The sequence below is a fragment of the Pseudomonas sp. FP818 genome (assembly GCF_030687335.1).
Classification (GTDB): Bacteria; Pseudomonadota; Gammaproteobacteria; order Pseudomonadales; family Pseudomonadaceae; genus Aquipseudomonas; species Aquipseudomonas shahriarae.
The window spans coordinates 521,345-536,908 of the sequence record NZ_CP117427.1 but is presented as its reverse complement, the minus strand read 5'-3'; the positions used below and the strand labels follow the sequence as shown (position 1 = coordinate 536,908).

Below are 15,564 nucleotides of genomic sequence, written 5' to 3'. Positions count from 1 at the left end.
TGTGGGACATTCGATTGACTCTCTACTATCACCCCAAACAAGGCGATGTTCTTCTCTGCGATTTCACACGAGGCTTTGTCGCCCCTGAAATGCTGAAGATCCGTAAAGTCGTGGTGATATCCCCTACCTCCAGCCACAATCGCAGGCTGTGCACTGTAGTCCCGATCGCCTCTACTGCCCCCGAAGTCCAGCATGCCTGGCACCACCTGTTACACATCAACCCCCTTCAGTCCGATGGCTACAAAGAGCTGTGGGTGAAGTGCGACATGATCTATACCGTGAGTTTCGAGCGCCTCGACAAGCTGCATAGAAAGACCCGCTCCAAAGGTCGGGAGTACTTCGTACCGCGGCTGAATACCGATGATATGCAAGGCGTGATCAGTGGCGTCAAAGCCTACCTCCCACTTTGAGCACAAGTAAAAACGCCCCGACTGATCGGGGCGCTTTCATTTAGACGGTACGCCTACGAGCCTGGCGCAGGCACCGTAGGAGCCTTTACCCCGCCCTCATCAAACAGATTCAGCTTCTGCCGCAACTCATGGGCCGGCAACGGCTGCTGCTCGGGTGGCAGGGCATTCGGGTCTACCGGCACTTCACCCGGCGCGCCCTCGCCCTGGGTCGGTACCGGCGCAGGGGCACCCTGCTCGCCTTCGATGGCACGCTGGGCCTTTTTGGTCAGCACCACAATATCAATGCGCCGGTTGATCGGGTTGAACGGGTCCTGGACATCAAACAGCTGGGATGAAGCAAAGCCCACGACGCGCGCCACCTGGGTATCCGGATAGCTGCCGGCCACCAGGACACGGCGGGCGGCGTTGGCACGGTTGGCCGACAACTCCCAGTTACCGAAATCGCCCAGGCCCGAATACGGCTTGGCATCGGTGTGGCCGCTGACGCTGATCTTGTTCGGCACCGCCTTGATGGTGTCGGCCATGGCCAGCAGGATGTCTTCGAAGTAAGACTTCAGGCGCGCACTGCCAGAGTCGAACATCGGTCGATTGGCCGCATCCATGATCTGGATACGCAGGCCGTCCTGGGTGATATCGAAGTGGATCTGATCCTTGAATTTTTGCAATTGCGGGTTTTCATCGACCTTGTTCTGCAACTCTTGCAGTAACAGCTCCAGGCGTTCCTGCTCGACCTGTTCGGCCATGCTCTCGACGGTCTGGCGTTCGATCGGGATATTTTCCTGGGGCGCTTCGGTTTGCACCTCCGGGTTGATGGTGCGCTCAGGGGCCAATTCGGGCGAGCCGCCCAAGTCGATCACAAACGGCGTGCCGCTCTCGGAAAACCCAATGGGGTCCTTGAAGTAACCGGCGATGGCGATCTTCTGTTCCGGCGTCGCGGTGGACATCAGCCACAACACCAAAAAGAACGCCATCATCGCCGTCGCAAAGTCAGCGAAGGCAATTTTCCAGGCACCACCGTGGTGCCCGGCAGCGAAGCGCTTGACGCGCTTGATGATAATCGGCTGGTTGTTTTCCATGGCTTAGCGACCGCGAACTGCTTGTTCCAGCTCGGCAAAGCTTGGACGGTGCTTCGGATACAGCACCTTGCGCCCGAACTCCACCGCCAGGGATGGCGGCATACCGGAAGCCGAAGCCACCAGGGACGCCTTGATCGCTTCGTAGATATTCAGCTCTTCCTTGGCGTCGTGGGCCAGGGAGGTGGCCAGCGGGCCAAAGAAGCCATAGGCCGCGAGAATACCGAAGAAGGTCCCCACCAGCGCCGCGCCGACGTGCATACCGATGGCCGCCTGGTCGCCTTCGCCCAGGGACGCCATGGTCACCACGATCCCCAGTACTGCCGCGACAATACCGAAACCGGGCATGCCGTCGGCGATACCGGTCACGGCGTGGGATGGGTGCTCGAGTTCTTCCTTGAGGCTGAACAGCTCCATGTCGAACAGGCCTTCCAGCTCGTGGGGGGCCATGTTGCCGGAGGACATGATGCGCAGGTAGTCGCAGACATAGGCGGTCATGCGGTCATCCTTGAGCACGGCAGGGTACTTGGCGAAGATCGGGCTCGCTGCGGCGTCCTCGATATCAGCCTCGATGGCCATCATGCCTTCGCGGCGGCTCTTGTTAAGGATCTCGTAGACCAGGCCCAGTACTTCCAGATAGAACGTGTGGGAAAAGCGCGAGCTGAACATGCCCAGCGACTTTTTGATCACGTGCATGGTCATGTAGCTAGGGTTGGCCTGCAGGAAAGCGCCAAACGCCGCACCGCCGATGATCAGCACTTCGAAGGGCTGGATCAGCGCAGCAATTTTACCGTGGGACAGAACGTATCCGCCGAGCACGCTTGCGATGACGACGATGATGCCGATAATTTTAGCCATAGGGGATGAGTACTTGCGCCGTCGGGTTCATGGACATATTCGGAAGATCTAAAAACTCTTCTTCTACTTATCGGCAAAACTGCGCCAGACTATAGCCCGTTAAGGCGAAAAGCCAGTTCGGCCCACTCCGGGCGTGTTGACCGCAAGTGATGATCGCGCCCCAATCATGGCAAACGAAACGACAGTCCCAACTACAAAACCCAACTCTCTGGCTGGCTGGATCAAGCGTCTGGACGAGGTTCTCCTGCCCGTCCCGCAGGCGAGCCACATTGCCGTGTGCAAGGCCATCGGCGACAGTCGCCGTTCGTTGCGAGATATTGCAGAGCTGATGCAAGACAGCCCGGCACTGGTCCTGAGCGTCATGCGTGAAGCCAACAACCAGGCCCACGGCAGCCTGGCAGAGCCCGCAGAAAACCTTGAAGTGGCGATCAACCGCCTCGGCCTCAAGCGCACCGAAGAACTGCTCGCGCGCCTGCCGTCGGTGCCGCTCAATGAAATCCCCGTGGCCCTGCGCCAATTGCAGCTGATCAGCCAGCATGCCTCGCAGCAAGCCAGCGGCCTGTTTGCCAGCCGCCTGGCGCGCCTGTGGCAGGATATTCATTGGGGCAGCCTGCTGTTTCTTTCACCGCTGTGGCCGATGGCCGTTGCCTACCCCAAGCTCCTGGAGGAATGGGAGCTGCGGGTGATCCACAAGGGTCAATCGGCACGCAAGGTCGAACAGGAATTGTTTGGCGTGCCCCTGCTGGCACTGTGCCTGGAGCTGACCGAGGCCTGGCGCTTGCCGATCTGGGTATCCCAGGGCTACCAACTGCTGCTCAAGGAACAACGCTTACTGGTCAAGGCCCTGCACATCGCCCGCGATGAAGTGCCGTTGAGCCAGCAGCAAAAACTCGATGCCGACCCGGCGCTGCGGCGCTGGCTGAACCAACCGGCCAATACCGTGCTACTGGCCAATGGCATGGCACTGGCGGCCCAGGAATCCTGGGCCTGCCCCCATACCCAGCGCTGGCAGTACCTCACCGCGTTGTACCTGCAACAACCACTGGCCGACGTGCAGCAACAGGTGCACCAACAGGCGGTCATCAGCGCGCGCCATACCCTGACCGCCGGTCTCTGGCATCCGGCACTGGCGTTGATCTGGCCCTGGCATGTGCAACGAGTGCATCGCGGCCTGCTGCCCGCACCGCCGCCGACCGCCGAAGCCCTGGCGGTGTGGCGCAAGCGTTGTACTGAGCTGCTGGTGGAGCCCAGCCGCTTCGCCAATGCGATGCACTTGACCACCTGCGCCAAGGAGGCCCTGGTTGCCAGTGGCATGCAGCGCGTGATGTTGCTGATGGCCGACAAGGCCTTGGCCACTTTGCGCGTGCATCAGGTCGACGGCCTGCCCAAGGACGCTGCCAACCTGAGCCTTGAGTCCGCACAAAGCACACTGCTGCAACGCTTGCTGGAGAAGCCTGCGCAAGTGCGCCTCAACCCGGAAAATCACGCACAATTCGCGGTGCTGCTGCCTGCTTCATTGCGGCGCCTGTTCGTCGGCGAGCATTTGCTGCTGCGCTCCCTGAGCTGTAACGGCCGGGTGGTGATGCTGATGATTGCCGACCAGGGGGGCGGGCCGTTCTCCGAAACCACCGTGCAGGCCTTCGGCAAAACCGCCCAATGCATCGAGAAAGCCCTGCACTGCTTTACCAACCGCACCGCTTGATGCTTGCGTTACAATCGCCCTCTTTTATCACCCAACCTAGCGCCCGGGAGACCTCACATGCCTGACTTTTCTGGCTTGCCGCTGGTGATCGAACCCAGCGACCTGCTTAGTCGCCTCGCCGCCGAGCCGTTGATTCTGGTGGACCTCACCAGCACCGCCCGTTATGCCCAGGGGCATATCCCCGGCGCGCACTTTGTCGATCCCAAGCGCACCCAGTTGGGCCAGCCACCGGCCCCAGGGCTGCTGCCGGCCAAGGCCGACCTGGAGAAACTGTTCGGCGAACTGGGCCACACCCCGGATGCCACCTACGTGGTGTATGACGACGAAGGCGGCGGCTGGGCCGGGCGGTTTATCTGGTTGCTCGACGTGATCGGCCACAAGAAATATCACTACCTTGATGGCGGCCTACTGGCATGGCTGGATGAACAGCACCCCGTGTCCACTGAGGTCACCGCAGCCGTCGGCGGCCCGGTCAGCCTGACCCTGCACGACGAGCCCACGGCCACCCGCGAATACCTGCAAAGCCGCCTCGGCGCTGCCGACCTGGGCATCTGGGATGCCCGTGGCCCGCTGGAATACAGCGGCGAAAAAGTCCTCGCGGCCAAGGGCGGGCATATTCCCGGCGCAGTCAACTTCGAATGGACGGCGGGCATGGACAAGGCACGCAACCTGCGGATCCGCCGCGACATGCCGCAGATCCTCGAAGGCCTGGGCCTGACCAAAGACAAAGAAATCATTACCCACTGCCAGACTCACCACCGTTCTGGCTTCACCTACCTGGTGGCCAAGGCGCTCGGTTATCCGCGAGTCAAAGGTTATGCCGGTTCCTGGGGCGAATGGGGCAACCACCCCGACACCCCCGTCGAGATTTAAGGTTTAAGGACAGTTCATGAAAAAGCGTTTGTTTATCCTCAGCCAGTACCTGCTGCCCCACCACCTGCTGTCGCGCCTGGCCGGCTGCATTGCCGAATGCCGTGTGCGCTGGTTCAAAAATGCCTTCACCACCTGGTTCGCCAAGCGCTATCAGGTGGATATGTCCCAGGCGCTGGTAGAAGACGTGACCGCTTACGAGCACTTCAACGCCTTCTTCACCCGCGCCCTGAAAGACGGCGCCCGCCCCCTGGACCCAACCCCAGGCGCGGTGCTGAGCCCGGCAGACGGCGCAGTCAGCCAGCTCGGCCCGATCGAGCACGGCCGCGTGTTCCAGGCCAAGGGCCACAGTTTCAGCGTGCTGGAACTGCTCGGTGGCGACGCCGCCGTTGCCGCACCGTTCATGGGCGGCGACTTTGCCACCATTTACCTGTCGCCGAAGGACTACCACCGCGTGCACATGCCACTGGCCGGCACCCTGCGGGAAATGGTCTACGTGCCTGGGCGGATTTTCTCGGTCAACCAGACCACGGCCGAAAACGTGCCGGAGTTGTTTGCGCGTAACGAGCGTGTGGTTTGCCTGTTCGACACCGAACGCGGCCCGATGGCCGTGGTATTGGTGGGCGCGATGATTGTCGCGTCGATTGAAACCGTATGGGCCGGCCTGGTAACGCCGCCCAAGCGCGAGCTGAAAACCGTGCGCTACGACGAAGCCGCCCGTGCGCCGATCCACCTGGAAAAAGGTGCGGAACTGGGGCGTTTCAAGCTGGGTTCGACCGCTATCGTGCTGTTTGGGCCGGATCAGGTGAAGTGGGCTGAAGAACTGGTGGCGGGAACGCCGGTGCAGATGGGCCAGGGTATCGCGCTGCCAAAAGCCTGATCCGAATACAGCGAAAATCAAATGTGGGAGCGGGCTTGCTCGCGAAAGCGGTGTGACACCTTAGTTGACTGACACACCGCCTTCGCGAGCAAGCCCGCTCACACATTTTTGACCGCGTTCCTGTCGTTATTGACCGTCGCGGTCACGCAGCCCCAACAGATACAACACACCATCCAACCCCAAGGTCGAAATCGCCTGCTTGGCCGATTGCTTGACCAGCGGCTTGGCCCGGAACGCCACGCCCAACCCCGCAATAGCCAGCATCGGCAGGTCGTTGGCGCCGTCGCCGACCGCAATGGTCTGCTCCAGACGCAAACCTTCCTTGTGCGCCAGCTCCTTGAGCAAGTCAGCCTTGCGTTGCGCATCGACAATCGGTTCGACCGCCACGCCCGTCACCTTGCCATCCACCACTTCCAGCTCGTTGGCGAACACGTAGTCGATGCCCAGCTTGGCCTGCAATTGCTTAGCGAAGTAGGTAAAGCCACCCGAGAGGATCGCGGTCTTGTAGCCCAGGCGCTTGAGTTCGGCGAACAGGGTTTCGGCACCTTCGGTCAAGCGCAGGGAGGCGCCGATGGAATCGAGGACGCTGACGTCCAGGCCCTTGAGCAATGCCAGACGCTCCTTGAAGCTGGCGCGAAAATCCAGCTCGCCGGCCATGGCGCGCTCGGTGATCGCCGAGACTTGCTCGCCCACACCTGCGGCCTTGGCCAACTCGTCGATAACTTCGGCTTCGATCAGAGTCGAGTCCATGTCGAACACCGCCAGGCGCCGGTTACGACGGAACAGCGAATCTTCCTGGAAGGCGATATCCACGTTCAGTTCCTGGGCCACGCTGAGGAACTCGGCGCGCAAGGCTTGCGGGTCAGCCGGCTCACCGCGTACGGAGAACTCGATGCAGCCCTTGCCCTGGTCCGCCGGGGTGTCCAGGGGCATGCGACCCGACAGACGGTCGATATGGTCGATATTCAAGCCATATTGCGCAGTGATCGAGCTGACCCGCTGCAATTGTTCAGCCGTGACCTTGCGCGTCAGCAGGGTGACGATGTGGCGTTTCTTGCCTTGGCCGGCCACCCAGTGCTGGTAATCCGCTTCGGATACCGGGGTAAAACGCACCTGCTGGTCCAGCTTATAGGCGGTAAACAGGATGTCCTTGAGCACAGACGACGCCTGTTCGGTATCTGGAATCTCCACCAGGATGCCGAACGACAGGGTGTCGTGGATCACGGCCTGGCCGATGTCGAGAATGGTCACGCCACCCTGGGCCAGAACACCGGTAATGGCTGCGGTAAGACCCGGACGGTCAACACCGGTGATGTTAATCAGGACAATTTCGCGCAAAGCGCACCCCCGAGCTGGAAAAAAACCGCATTCTACCCACTTTCAGTGACCATCGGGCACAGCCAACGCTTTGCCGGTCTTGGGCCTGTCGCTATACTGCGCGTCAACTTCACGGACCAAGAGCCGAGCGCAAGTGAACCGGCCCACGCCAGTAAAAACCGATAACTTCTTCCTGCTGATCTTCCGGGCACTGCGCCACCGCCGTGTACCGATCGCATTACGCATCGCCAGCCATAACGTGATCCTGGTCGCCCTGGCCCTGGTAATCTACGCCTGCGTGATGGGTTTGCAGTTCAAACAGGCCATGCACGAGCAAGCCGACGCCCTGGGCGAGAGCTTGACGACCCAGACCGCCACCTCGGCGACCGAGCTGTTGGTGTCCAATGACATCCTCAGCCTCAACGTGCTGCTCAACAACCTGACCAAGAACCCGCTGGTGGCCCACGCGGCCATCTACAGCGTGGACAACCGGATCATGGCCGAAGCCGGGCAACGCCCGAGAAACGGCCTGCTGGGTGAGGCCGAAGGCCTGTACCAGAGCAATATCACGTTTCAGGATGTGAAAGCCGGCCAATTGCGCATCAGCCTGGACATGCAACAGTTCCAGCAGCCGATGACCATCAGCCTGCAAAGCATGGGCATCCTCAGCGCGATCCTGCTGGCCTTGGCCCTGGCCTTGAGCCTGCGCCTGGGCCGGCATATCTCCACGCCGCTGATGCAGTTGCGCATCTGGCTGCGCGACATCGACGAACACACCCCGGCCACCGACCGCCAGGATGAGATCGGCGACCTTGCCCGCCAGTTGCACACCAGCTTTGCCCCGGAGCCGGTCATACCTGAAGCCAAGCCCGAGCCGGAGTTCGACGACACCGACTATGACGACGAACCCGAGTTCGAAGTGCGCAACCTGCGCGATCCGAGCTTCGACGAGTCGACGCCGATGGCTGGCCTCAAGCCGGCACCGCGTACGGCCATCAAGGCCGAAGAAGACCGCCTGGACGATGACGATCCGTTTGCCGACCTGCGTGACGAGTCGGCGCCAAGCCCGGTGGTCGCGCCCCGGCCTGCGAGCAGCCAGCCCCAGCACAGCGCGGTATTGGCCGTGCAACTGGGCGCCCAGGAGCAATTGCGCCGCCTGCCACGGGCACGCCTGACCGAGTTGCTGGAACGCTACCGCGATTGCCTGGACCAGGCAGCCTCGCTGTACCAGAGCGAACTGCACACCCTGAACGACGGCAGCACGTTGATGCTGTTCCACAGCGAAGACAGCGGCGAAGACTACCTGACCAATGCCATCTGCTGCGGTGAACTGCTGCGCGCCCTGGGCCATGCCTTGCAGATCGAAGTCGCCGACAGCGGCATCACCCTGCAACTGCAACTGGGCCTGACATTGGGCGATGATCTGTATGGCATGAGCCAGATTGATCTGCTGCTGACCGAAAACGCCCAGGACGCCCTGGCCTTGTCGCAACACAGCCGCAACCTGCTGCTGGTGGAGCGCAAGATCAGCGACGACGCCTTGATCCGCCAACGCGCACGTATCCGCCCGATTGCCAGCCCTGAAGGCGCGTGCTGTGTAGAGCGCTTGATGGAACCTTACCCGTCGATGCTGGAACGTCAGCTGGCACGGATGCATGAGACCCGCAACAAGCCAGCAATGTGACACAGGCTTGTGTGGGAGCGGGCTTGCCCGCTATAGCGCTGGATCAGTCATCAAGTGTCGACTGACACTGCGCTATCGCGGGCAAGCCCGCTCCCACATTTGATCTGCGCCAAACAAAAAGGCCCGCTTACTCAGCGGGCCTTTTATTTGGCTGCGATTCAGGTCAGAACCTGAACACTTCCATATCCGTACGAATCGGCGATGCCATCGGGATCTTCGGCTTTTCCGGGGCTGCCGGCTTGGCCGGCGCCGGGGCCTGCTTGCGCGGGGCCTCGGCAATCGGTGGCTGGTTGGCCAATGGCTTGAGGGCAACCGACAACTGCTCAGCCAAACGCTGCAACAACACGCCCTGGGCCTGGACCTGGGAAGCGGTGCTGCCGGCATGCTGCTCCTGCAGATGCACAATGCGGTTGTCCCGCACCTGGCCACGGCGGTCGATCAGGCGCCATTGCGCGTCAAGGATGGCCGGCTGCGAAGCCCCGGAGTCCAGACGCGTGATAGTCAGCAACACCTGCACATCCGGCGTAAAGCTGGTGGGCGCCGGCGACAGCACCACACGCTGGCTGTCCAGATGGCCGGCCACCTGGCGCAGCATCAACTGGTTGATATCCGACGACAGGCTACCGGCCCAACGGCCGTCGATGGAGCCTTGCAGGCTGCCATCGTCCTGGCGTTGCAGCAGGGTTTCACGTTGCAGGTAATCGGCAACCACGACCGGCCCGAGCAAGACCGCCATGCCAGCACTTTGCGCAGGCTGCGCCGGATTTCCGCTATCCAGCTGGTACAGCGACACCGGTTGGTGCGTAGTGCAACCCGCCAACCCCAAAAGGCCAGCGAGCATCAAAAATAAAGGAAGGCGTGGAGCAGTCATCATCCCATCCAGGTGGCTGCCACAAGGCAAACCACAATGTAATACTAAAAATAACCTATACGCGCTCAGCCACGCCGGCGCTGGAAAGGCCATATCATCCGTGAATATGCGCCATGACTCCAGCGCGAAAGCGCCGATCTACGCGTTAAATCGTAGATCGGGTGCTCTATATCGCTTTAAGCAGGTGTTTCTACCAGCAAAGCATCCACCCGCTGGAAGCCACGGGGCAATTTGTTCCCGCGGCGTCCACGTTCACCCTTGTAATGCTCAAGGTCATCAGGGCGCAGGGACAGCGTACGCTTACCGGCCTGCAGCACCAGGGTAGAGCCTTCCGGGATCACCGCGATGTCGGTCACGTACTCTTCGCGACTGGCCACCCGCTCCCCTGGGATACCAATGATCTTGTTGCCCTTGCCCTTGCCCAACTGCGGCAGGTCGCTGATCTTGAACACCAGCAAACGCCCCTCGGTGGTCACCGAGGCCAGCCAATTGCCTTCACGGTCCTCGACCGGACGCGGCAGGATCACCTTGGCGTTGTTCGGCAGGCTCAACAGCGCCTTGCCCGCCTTGTTCTTGGCCTGCAAATCCTCGCCCTTGACCACGAAACCGTAGCCGGCGTCAGAGGCGATGACGTACAGCGAGTCATCATCGGGCAGCAATACACATTCAAAACTTGCCCCTGGCGGCGGCGCCAGGCGGCCGGTCAACGGCTCGCCCTGGCCCCGTGCAGATGGCAGGGTATGGGCCGGCACCGAATAACTGCGCCCGGTGGAGTCGATAAACACCGCGAACTGGTTGGAACGCCCGGCTGCGGCGGTCTTGAACCCATCGCCGGCTTTGTACGACAAACCGGTGGCATCAATATCATGCCCCTTGGCGGAACGAACCCAACCCTTTTCCGACAGAACGACGGTAATTTTCTCGTTGGGCAACAGCTCGGTTTCGGTCAGGGCCTTGGCTTCGGCGCGCTCGACAATTGGCGAGCGGCGGTCGTCGCCATAGGTTTCGGCATCTTTGATCAATTCGCTGCGCACCAGCTTCTTGAGCTTGGCTTCGCTGCCCAGCAGGGCTTGCAGCTTGGCTTGTTCCTTGAGCAGCGCGTCCTGTTCGTCGCGCAGCTTCATCTCTTCCAGGCGCGCCAACTGACGCAGGCGGGTGTCGAGGATGTAGTCGGCCTGGATCTCGCTCAGCTCGAAACGCGCGATCAGCTCGGCTTTCGGGTGCTCGGCGGTGCGGATAATGTGGATCACTTCATCCAGGTTGAGATAGGCGATCAGCAAGCCGTCCAACAGGTGCAGGCGACGCTCGACCTTGTCCAGGCGGAACTGCAGGCGGCGGCGCACGGTATTGACCCGGAACTCCAGCCACTCCACCAGCAGGTTGCGCAGGTTTTTCAGCTGCGGCTTGCCGTCCAGGCCAATGATGTTGACGTTGACCCGGTAGCTGGATTCCAGCTCGGTGCTGGCAAACAGATGCTGCATCAGCACTTCGTGATCGACCCGGCTATTGGTCGGGATGATCACGATGCGGCAAGGGTTCTCGTGGTCGGACTCGTCACGCAGGTCCGCCACTTGCGGCAGCTTCGACGGCTTGGCCTGCATCAGCGCGGCAATCTGTTCCAGCACCTTGGCGCCGGAGACCTGGTGCGGCAAGGCGGTGACGATGATGTCGCCATCTTCGATGTGGTACACCGCACGCATGCGCACCGAGCCCTTGCCGGTCTCGTACATTTTCAGCAGGTCGGCACGCGGCGTGATGATTTCCGCTTCGGTCGGGTAATCCGGGCCCTGGATATGCTCACACAGTTGCTCAACCGTGGCCTTGGGCTCATCGAGCAGGCGCACGCAGGCCGTGGCGACTTCACGCAGGTTGTGCGGTGGCACATCAGTGGCCATGCCCACGGCGATGCCGGTGGTGCCGTTGAGCAGGATATTGGGCAGGCGCGCCGGCAATACCAATGGCTCGTCGAGGGTGCCGTCGAAGTTCGGGCCCCAGTCTGCCGTGCCTTGGCCCAGCTCGCTGAGCAGCACTTCGGAGTAGCGCGACAGGCGCGCCTCGGTATAACGCATGGCAGCGAACGACTTGGGATCATCCGGCGCCCCCCAGTTGCCCTGGCCATCGACCAGGGTGTAGCGGTAGCTGAACGGCTGGGCCATCAGCACCATGGCTTCGTAGCACGCCGAGTCGCCGTGGGGGTGGAACTTGCCGAGCACGTCACCGACGGTACGCGCCGACTTCTTGTGCTTGGAGTCCGCGTCCAGGCCCAACTCACTCATGGCGTAGATAATGCGCCGCTGTACCGGTTTCAGGCCGTCGCCGATGTGCGGCAAGGCACGGTCCATGATCACGTACATGGAGTAGTTGAGGTAGGCATTTTCGGTGAAGTCAGCCAGCGACCGGCGTTCTACGCCGTCTAAGCTGTCTGCAAGGATGTCACTCATGCGGGCCTCATCATTGTCTGGTCTGGCGTAGCAGCAAGGTGCCGCCACGCTGGGTAAATTCAAGTTGTTTCAATGCGCTCATGCCCAACAGCACTTGCTCGCCACCCAGCCCCGGCGCCACCAGGGCGCGCACGTCCTGCAGGACGATATCGCCCAACTGCAGGCGGTCGAGGTGGGTGCGATAGCCCTGGCTGCGGCCGTTGGCGGTGCTCAAGGTCACCGGCAAACCGCGCTTGAGCCCCAGGCGTTCGGCCAACTCGGCCGGCACCGCCACATCGGTGGCGCCGGTATCGAGCATGAAATCCACCGGCTGGCCGTTGATCTGGCCAGTGGCGACGAAATGCCCCTGGCCGTTACCGACCAGTTTCACTTCGATATAACCCTCGTGTTGCTGTGAGGTGACCACGGCATTGGGGTTTTCCTGCCGCGCCTCCCATTGCCCGAAAAACCGCGTGGCCAGAAACAGTCCGGCACCCCAGGCCACGAACATCAACACCCGCCCGGCACGCTTGCCCGGTGGTTGCGCACTCAAGGCTGGGCGCTCCAGCCACCGGCCGGGGCGGCAAAACGATAGACCATCGGGCGTTTTTCAGCATCGGCCCGAGCGCCGAAATTATTGTCGATGCCAATCCAGGCGCCGTCGGCGTCAATCAACAGGGCTTCCGCCAGGCCGTAGTTCTGGGGGTAACGTCGATTTGGCACCAGGGCCTCATCGGCATACGACCAGCACAACTCGACCTTGGCCGTCACGCTGTCGCGCCGGCAGATCTGGAACGCGTTGCGCTCCAGGGTAAACAGCTTGCCGTTGAACAACGCCAGGTCAGCAAAGTCCTTGGACACCGCCCTGGCCCCCGGAAACTGCGCCGGTTGCATTTCCTGGCCGGCTTCGCTCAACAGTACGCACGGGCCATCACAATCCCAAACGCTTTGCCCGCGCTTGATCGAGATCAGCCCGCGCCGCTCACGCTCGGCTGCCAGCCAGATCTGGTTGCCCTCGGGGTTGACCGCCAAGCCCTCAAACAGGGCATTGAAGTGCAACAACAGGCCACTGGCCCGCGCCTCGCGGACCATGCCAGGGGCAATCTTCAGCCACTCGGGATCACCGCTTGCCGGCACCTGCAGCACGGCCGCATGGGCTTCGCTGACGATATAGCGATTACCCGCGGCGTCACAGCTGATGCCTTCAAAATCCAGGTCGCCGCCGCGAATTACCGACGCCGCCGTGGTGCGTGCGCGCAAGCCCCAGGGCAGGCCAGACTCGGGCACCGGCGGCACGTTGATCGTTACCGTCTCGGCCTGCCAGGTGTCGGCGCGGGTATCGAGGCGGTAGATCTGGTCGTCGTCGCGGTCAGAGACCGTCCACAAGTCCTTGCCACACAAGGCCAGGCCCGACAGGTTGCCGCCGCGCATGCCGTCTACAGGGTGTTCGGACAACAACTTGAGCTCGGCCGCAGGCTGGGCAACCACTGGGGTAGCAGCCAACCCGCTCAACAACAGTATCGCCAGGGCGAAACCGCTGCGCATCAGCCCAATACCTCGGCCAGGTTGCCTTTGGACTCCAGCCAGGCCTTGCGGTCGCCGGCGCGCTTCTTGGCCAGCAACATGTCCATCATTTCCGAAGTGGCGGCATAGTCTTCGAGGGTCAACTGCACCAGGCGCCGGGTGTTCGGGTCCATGGTGGTTTCGCGCAGTTGCGGCGGGTTCATTTCACCCAGGCCCTTGAATCGGGTGACTTGTGGCTTGCCGCGCTTCTTCTCGGCCACCAGGCGGTCGAGGATGCCGTCGCGTTCGGCCTCGTCCAGGGCGTAGAAGATTTCTTTGCCCAGGTCGATGCGGTACAGCGGCGGCATGGCCACGTAGACGTGACCGGCATCCACCAGCGGGCGGAAATGCTGGACGAACAGTGCGCAGAGCAACGTGGCAATGTGCAGACCATCGGAGTCGGCGTCGGCCAGGATGCAGATCTTGCCGTAGCGCAACTGGCTCATGTCCTCGGCGCCTGGATCGACGCCAATGGCCACGGCGATGTTGTGCACTTCCTGGCTGGCCAGGACTTCGCTGCCATCGACTTCCCAGGTGTTGAGGATCTTGCCGCGCAGCGGCAGGATCGCCTGGAATTCCTTGTCCCGCGCCTGTTTGGCCGAACCACCGGCGGAATCACCTTCGACCAGGAACAGTTCGGAGCGCATCGGGTCCTGGCCGGCGCAGTCCGCCAGCTTGCCGGGCAACGCCGGGCCCTGGGTAATGCGCTTGCGCTCGACCTTTTTGCTGGCCTTGAGGCGACGGCCGGCGTTGTTGATCGCCAGCTCCGCCAGGGCCAGGCCCAGTTCCGGGTGCTCGTTGAGCCACAGGCTGAACGCATCCTTGACCACGCCCGAGACAAACGCCGCGGCCTCGCGGGACGACAGGCGTTCCTTGGTCTGGCCGGAGAATTGCGGCTCCTGCATTTTCATCGACAGCACAAAGGCGATGCGTTCCCAGACGTCTTCCGGCGCCAGCTTCACGCCGCGCGGCAACAGGCTGCGGTATTCGCAGAATTCGCGCATGGCATCCAGCAAGCCCTGGCGCAGACCGTTGACGTGGGTACCGCCCTGGGCGGTGGGGATCAGGTTGACGTAGCTTTCCTGGACGCTGTCGCCCCCTTCGGGCAGCCACAGCAAGGCCCAGTCCACGGCCTCCTTGTTACCTGCCAGGCTGCCGCAGAACGGCTCGTTGGGCAGGCGTTCGAACTCGCTGACCGAGTCTTCGAGGTAGGAGCGCAAGCCGTCTTCGTAGTGCCACTCGACCTTTTCGCCGGTGCCTTTGTCTTCAAAACTGACCAGCAAGCCCGGGCACAGCACGGCCTTGGCCTTGAGTACGTGCTTGAGGCGGCTGATGGAGAATTTCGGGGAATCGAAGTACTTCGGGTCCGGCGCGAAGTACACGCTGGTCCCGGTATTGCGCTTGCCGACCGTGCCGACCACTTCCAGCTCGGTGGCCTTGTAGCCATCGGCGAAGGTCATCTGGTATTCGTTGCCGTCGCGCTTGACCTTGACCCGCACCTGCGTGGACAAGGCGTTGACCACGGAAATACCCACACCGTGCAAGCCGCCGGAAAACTGGTAGTTCTTGTTGGAGAACTTGCCGCCCGCGTGCAGCTTGGTGAGGATCAGCTCGACACCCGACACGCCCTCTTCCGGGTGGATGTCCACCGGCATGCCGCGCCCGTCGTCGGACACTTCCAGGGAATGGTCGGCGTGCAGGATGACCTGGACCGACTTGGCATGCCCGGCCAAGGCTTCGTCGACGCTGTTGTCGATGACTTCCTGGGCAAGGTGGTTCGGCCGACTGGTGTCGGTGTACATGCCGGGGCGTTTGCGCACCGGGTCGAGGCCCGAGAGGACTTCGATGGCGTCGGCGTTATAAGAGCTAGCGCTGGGAGTGGCCATGGGGTCTCGTCGTGAGTCGTTCGATTAAAA

The 15,564-nt window shown here is 62.0% G+C and carries 13 protein-coding genes; 5 read left to right on the top strand and 8 right to left on the bottom strand.

Annotation, left to right across the window (positions count from 1 at the left end; translation table 11 throughout):
* Positions 1-14 precede the first annotated feature (14 nt).
* On the top strand, positions 15-410 hold the full coding sequence (locus tag PSH80_RS02310; protein WP_200659362.1) for a type II toxin-antitoxin system PemK/MazF family toxin: 396 nt from the start codon (positions 15-17) through the stop codon (positions 408-410).
* A gap of 53 nt (positions 411-463) precedes the next feature.
* Here PSH80_RS02310 and motB read toward each other — a convergent pair whose 3' ends face one another.
* Positions 464-1,486 carry a flagellar motor protein MotB gene (gene motB / locus PSH80_RS02305; RefSeq protein WP_128593134.1) on the bottom strand — a complete coding sequence of 341 codons (1,023 nt, stop codon included), beginning with the start codon at positions 1,484-1,486 and terminating at the stop codon, positions 464-466.
* Between the two features lie 3 nt (positions 1,487-1,489).
* A complete protein-coding gene (gene motA / locus PSH80_RS02300) occupies positions 1,490-2,341 on the bottom strand; it encodes a flagellar motor stator protein MotA (protein ID WP_120731393.1) in 852 nt (283 codons plus the stop codon).
* A 166-nt stretch (positions 2,342-2,507) separates the two neighbouring features.
* On the opposite strand from motA, the gene PSH80_RS02295 reads away from it, so the two are divergent.
* Genes PSH80_RS02295 through asd form a run of 3 tightly spaced genes read left to right on the top strand, consistent with a single transcriptional unit; the run spans position 2,508 to position 5,793 of the window.
* The gene (locus PSH80_RS02295) at positions 2,508-4,043 is read left to right on the top strand and encodes an HDOD domain-containing protein (RefSeq protein ID WP_120731391.1); all 1,536 of its coding nucleotides are present in this window, start codon (positions 2,508-2,510) and stop codon (positions 4,041-4,043) included.
* A 57-nt stretch (positions 4,044-4,100) separates the two neighbouring features.
* Positions 4,101-4,916, top strand: coding sequence for a rhodanese-like domain-containing protein (locus PSH80_RS02290; RefSeq protein ID WP_200659355.1), 816 nt, complete (start codon positions 4,101-4,103; stop codon positions 4,914-4,916).
* A 16-nt stretch (positions 4,917-4,932) separates the two neighbouring features.
* Positions 4,933-5,793 carry an archaetidylserine decarboxylase gene (gene asd / locus PSH80_RS02285; protein WP_057437374.1) on the top strand — a complete coding sequence of 287 codons (861 nt, stop codon included), beginning with the start codon at positions 4,933-4,935 and terminating at the stop codon, positions 5,791-5,793.
* 126 nt (positions 5,794-5,919) lie between these two features.
* Here asd and serB read toward each other — a convergent pair whose 3' ends face one another.
* The gene (gene serB / locus PSH80_RS02280; protein ID WP_115127251.1) at positions 5,920-7,131 is read right to left on the bottom strand and encodes a phosphoserine phosphatase SerB; all 1,212 of its coding nucleotides are present in this window, start codon (positions 7,129-7,131) and stop codon (positions 5,920-5,922) included.
* Positions 7,132-7,264: 133 nt separating this feature from the next.
* Between serB and PSH80_RS02275 the strand changes: the two genes are divergently transcribed.
* A complete protein-coding gene (locus PSH80_RS02275) occupies positions 7,265-8,794 on the top strand; it encodes an AhpA/YtjB family protein (RefSeq protein ID WP_169989284.1) in 1,530 nt (509 codons plus the stop codon).
* 163 nt (positions 8,795-8,957) lie between these two features.
* Here PSH80_RS02275 and PSH80_RS02270 read toward each other — a convergent pair whose 3' ends face one another.
* The 5 genes from PSH80_RS02270 to parE all read right to left on the bottom strand — a co-directional run bounded on the left by PSH80_RS02270 (position 8,958) and on the right by parE (position 15,534).
* Complete coding sequence (locus tag PSH80_RS02270; protein ID WP_057444497.1) at positions 8,958-9,665, bottom strand: membrane integrity-associated transporter subunit PqiC; 708 nt, start codon at positions 9,663-9,665, stop codon at positions 8,958-8,960.
* A 176-nt stretch (positions 9,666-9,841) separates the two neighbouring features.
* The gene (parC, locus tag PSH80_RS02265; RefSeq protein ID WP_057437367.1) at positions 9,842-12,106 is read right to left on the bottom strand and encodes a DNA topoisomerase IV subunit A; all 2,265 of its coding nucleotides are present in this window, start codon (positions 12,104-12,106) and stop codon (positions 9,842-9,844) included.
* A 10-nt stretch (positions 12,107-12,116) separates the two neighbouring features.
* Positions 12,117-12,638, bottom strand: a complete 522-nt coding sequence (locus PSH80_RS02260) for a TIGR02281 family clan AA aspartic protease (protein ID WP_057437365.1) — start codon at positions 12,636-12,638, stop codon at positions 12,117-12,119.
* Positions 12,635-13,630 carry an esterase-like activity of phytase family protein gene (locus tag PSH80_RS02255; RefSeq protein ID WP_057958140.1) on the bottom strand — a complete coding sequence of 332 codons (996 nt, stop codon included), beginning with the start codon at positions 13,628-13,630 and terminating at the stop codon, positions 12,635-12,637. Before PSH80_RS02255 ends, PSH80_RS02260 begins: the two co-directional genes overlap by 4 nt.
* Positions 13,630-15,534, bottom strand: coding sequence for a DNA topoisomerase IV subunit B (gene parE / locus PSH80_RS02250; protein WP_057437361.1), 1,905 nt, complete (start codon positions 15,532-15,534; stop codon positions 13,630-13,632). The genes PSH80_RS02255 and parE overlap by 1 nt, the downstream gene beginning before the upstream one ends.
* Between the last annotated feature and the right edge of the window lie 30 nt (positions 15,535-15,564).

Bases quoted from the DNA above. Each gene is read 5' to 3' on its own strand.
- PSH80_RS02290 (WP_200659355.1), top strand. From the start codon at position 4,101: ATGCCTGACTTTTCTGGCTTGCCGCTGGTGATCGAACCCAGCGACCTG.
- motB (WP_128593134.1), bottom strand. From the start codon at position 1,486: ATGGAAAACAACCAGCCGATTATCATCAAGCGCGTCAAGCGCTTCGCT.
- parE (WP_057437361.1), bottom strand. From the start codon at position 15,534: ATGGCCACTCCCAGCGCTAGCTCTTATAACGCCGACGCCATCGAAGTC.
- PSH80_RS02295 (WP_120731391.1), top strand. From the start codon at position 2,508: ATGGCAAACGAAACGACAGTCCCAACTACAAAACCCAACTCTCTGGCT.
- parC (WP_057437367.1), bottom strand. From the start codon at position 12,106: ATGAGTGACATCCTTGCAGACAGCTTAGACGGCGTAGAACGCCGGTCG.
- motA (WP_120731393.1), bottom strand. From the start codon at position 2,341: ATGGCTAAAATTATCGGCATCATCGTCGTCATCGCAAGCGTGCTCGGC.
- asd (WP_057437374.1), top strand. From the start codon at position 4,933: ATGAAAAAGCGTTTGTTTATCCTCAGCCAGTACCTGCTGCCCCACCAC.
- PSH80_RS02270 (WP_057444497.1), bottom strand. From the start codon at position 9,665: ATGACTGCTCCACGCCTTCCTTTATTTTTGATGCTCGCTGGCCTTTTG.
- PSH80_RS02255 (WP_057958140.1), bottom strand. From the start codon at position 13,630: ATGCGCAGCGGTTTCGCCCTGGCGATACTGTTGTTGAGCGGGTTGGCT.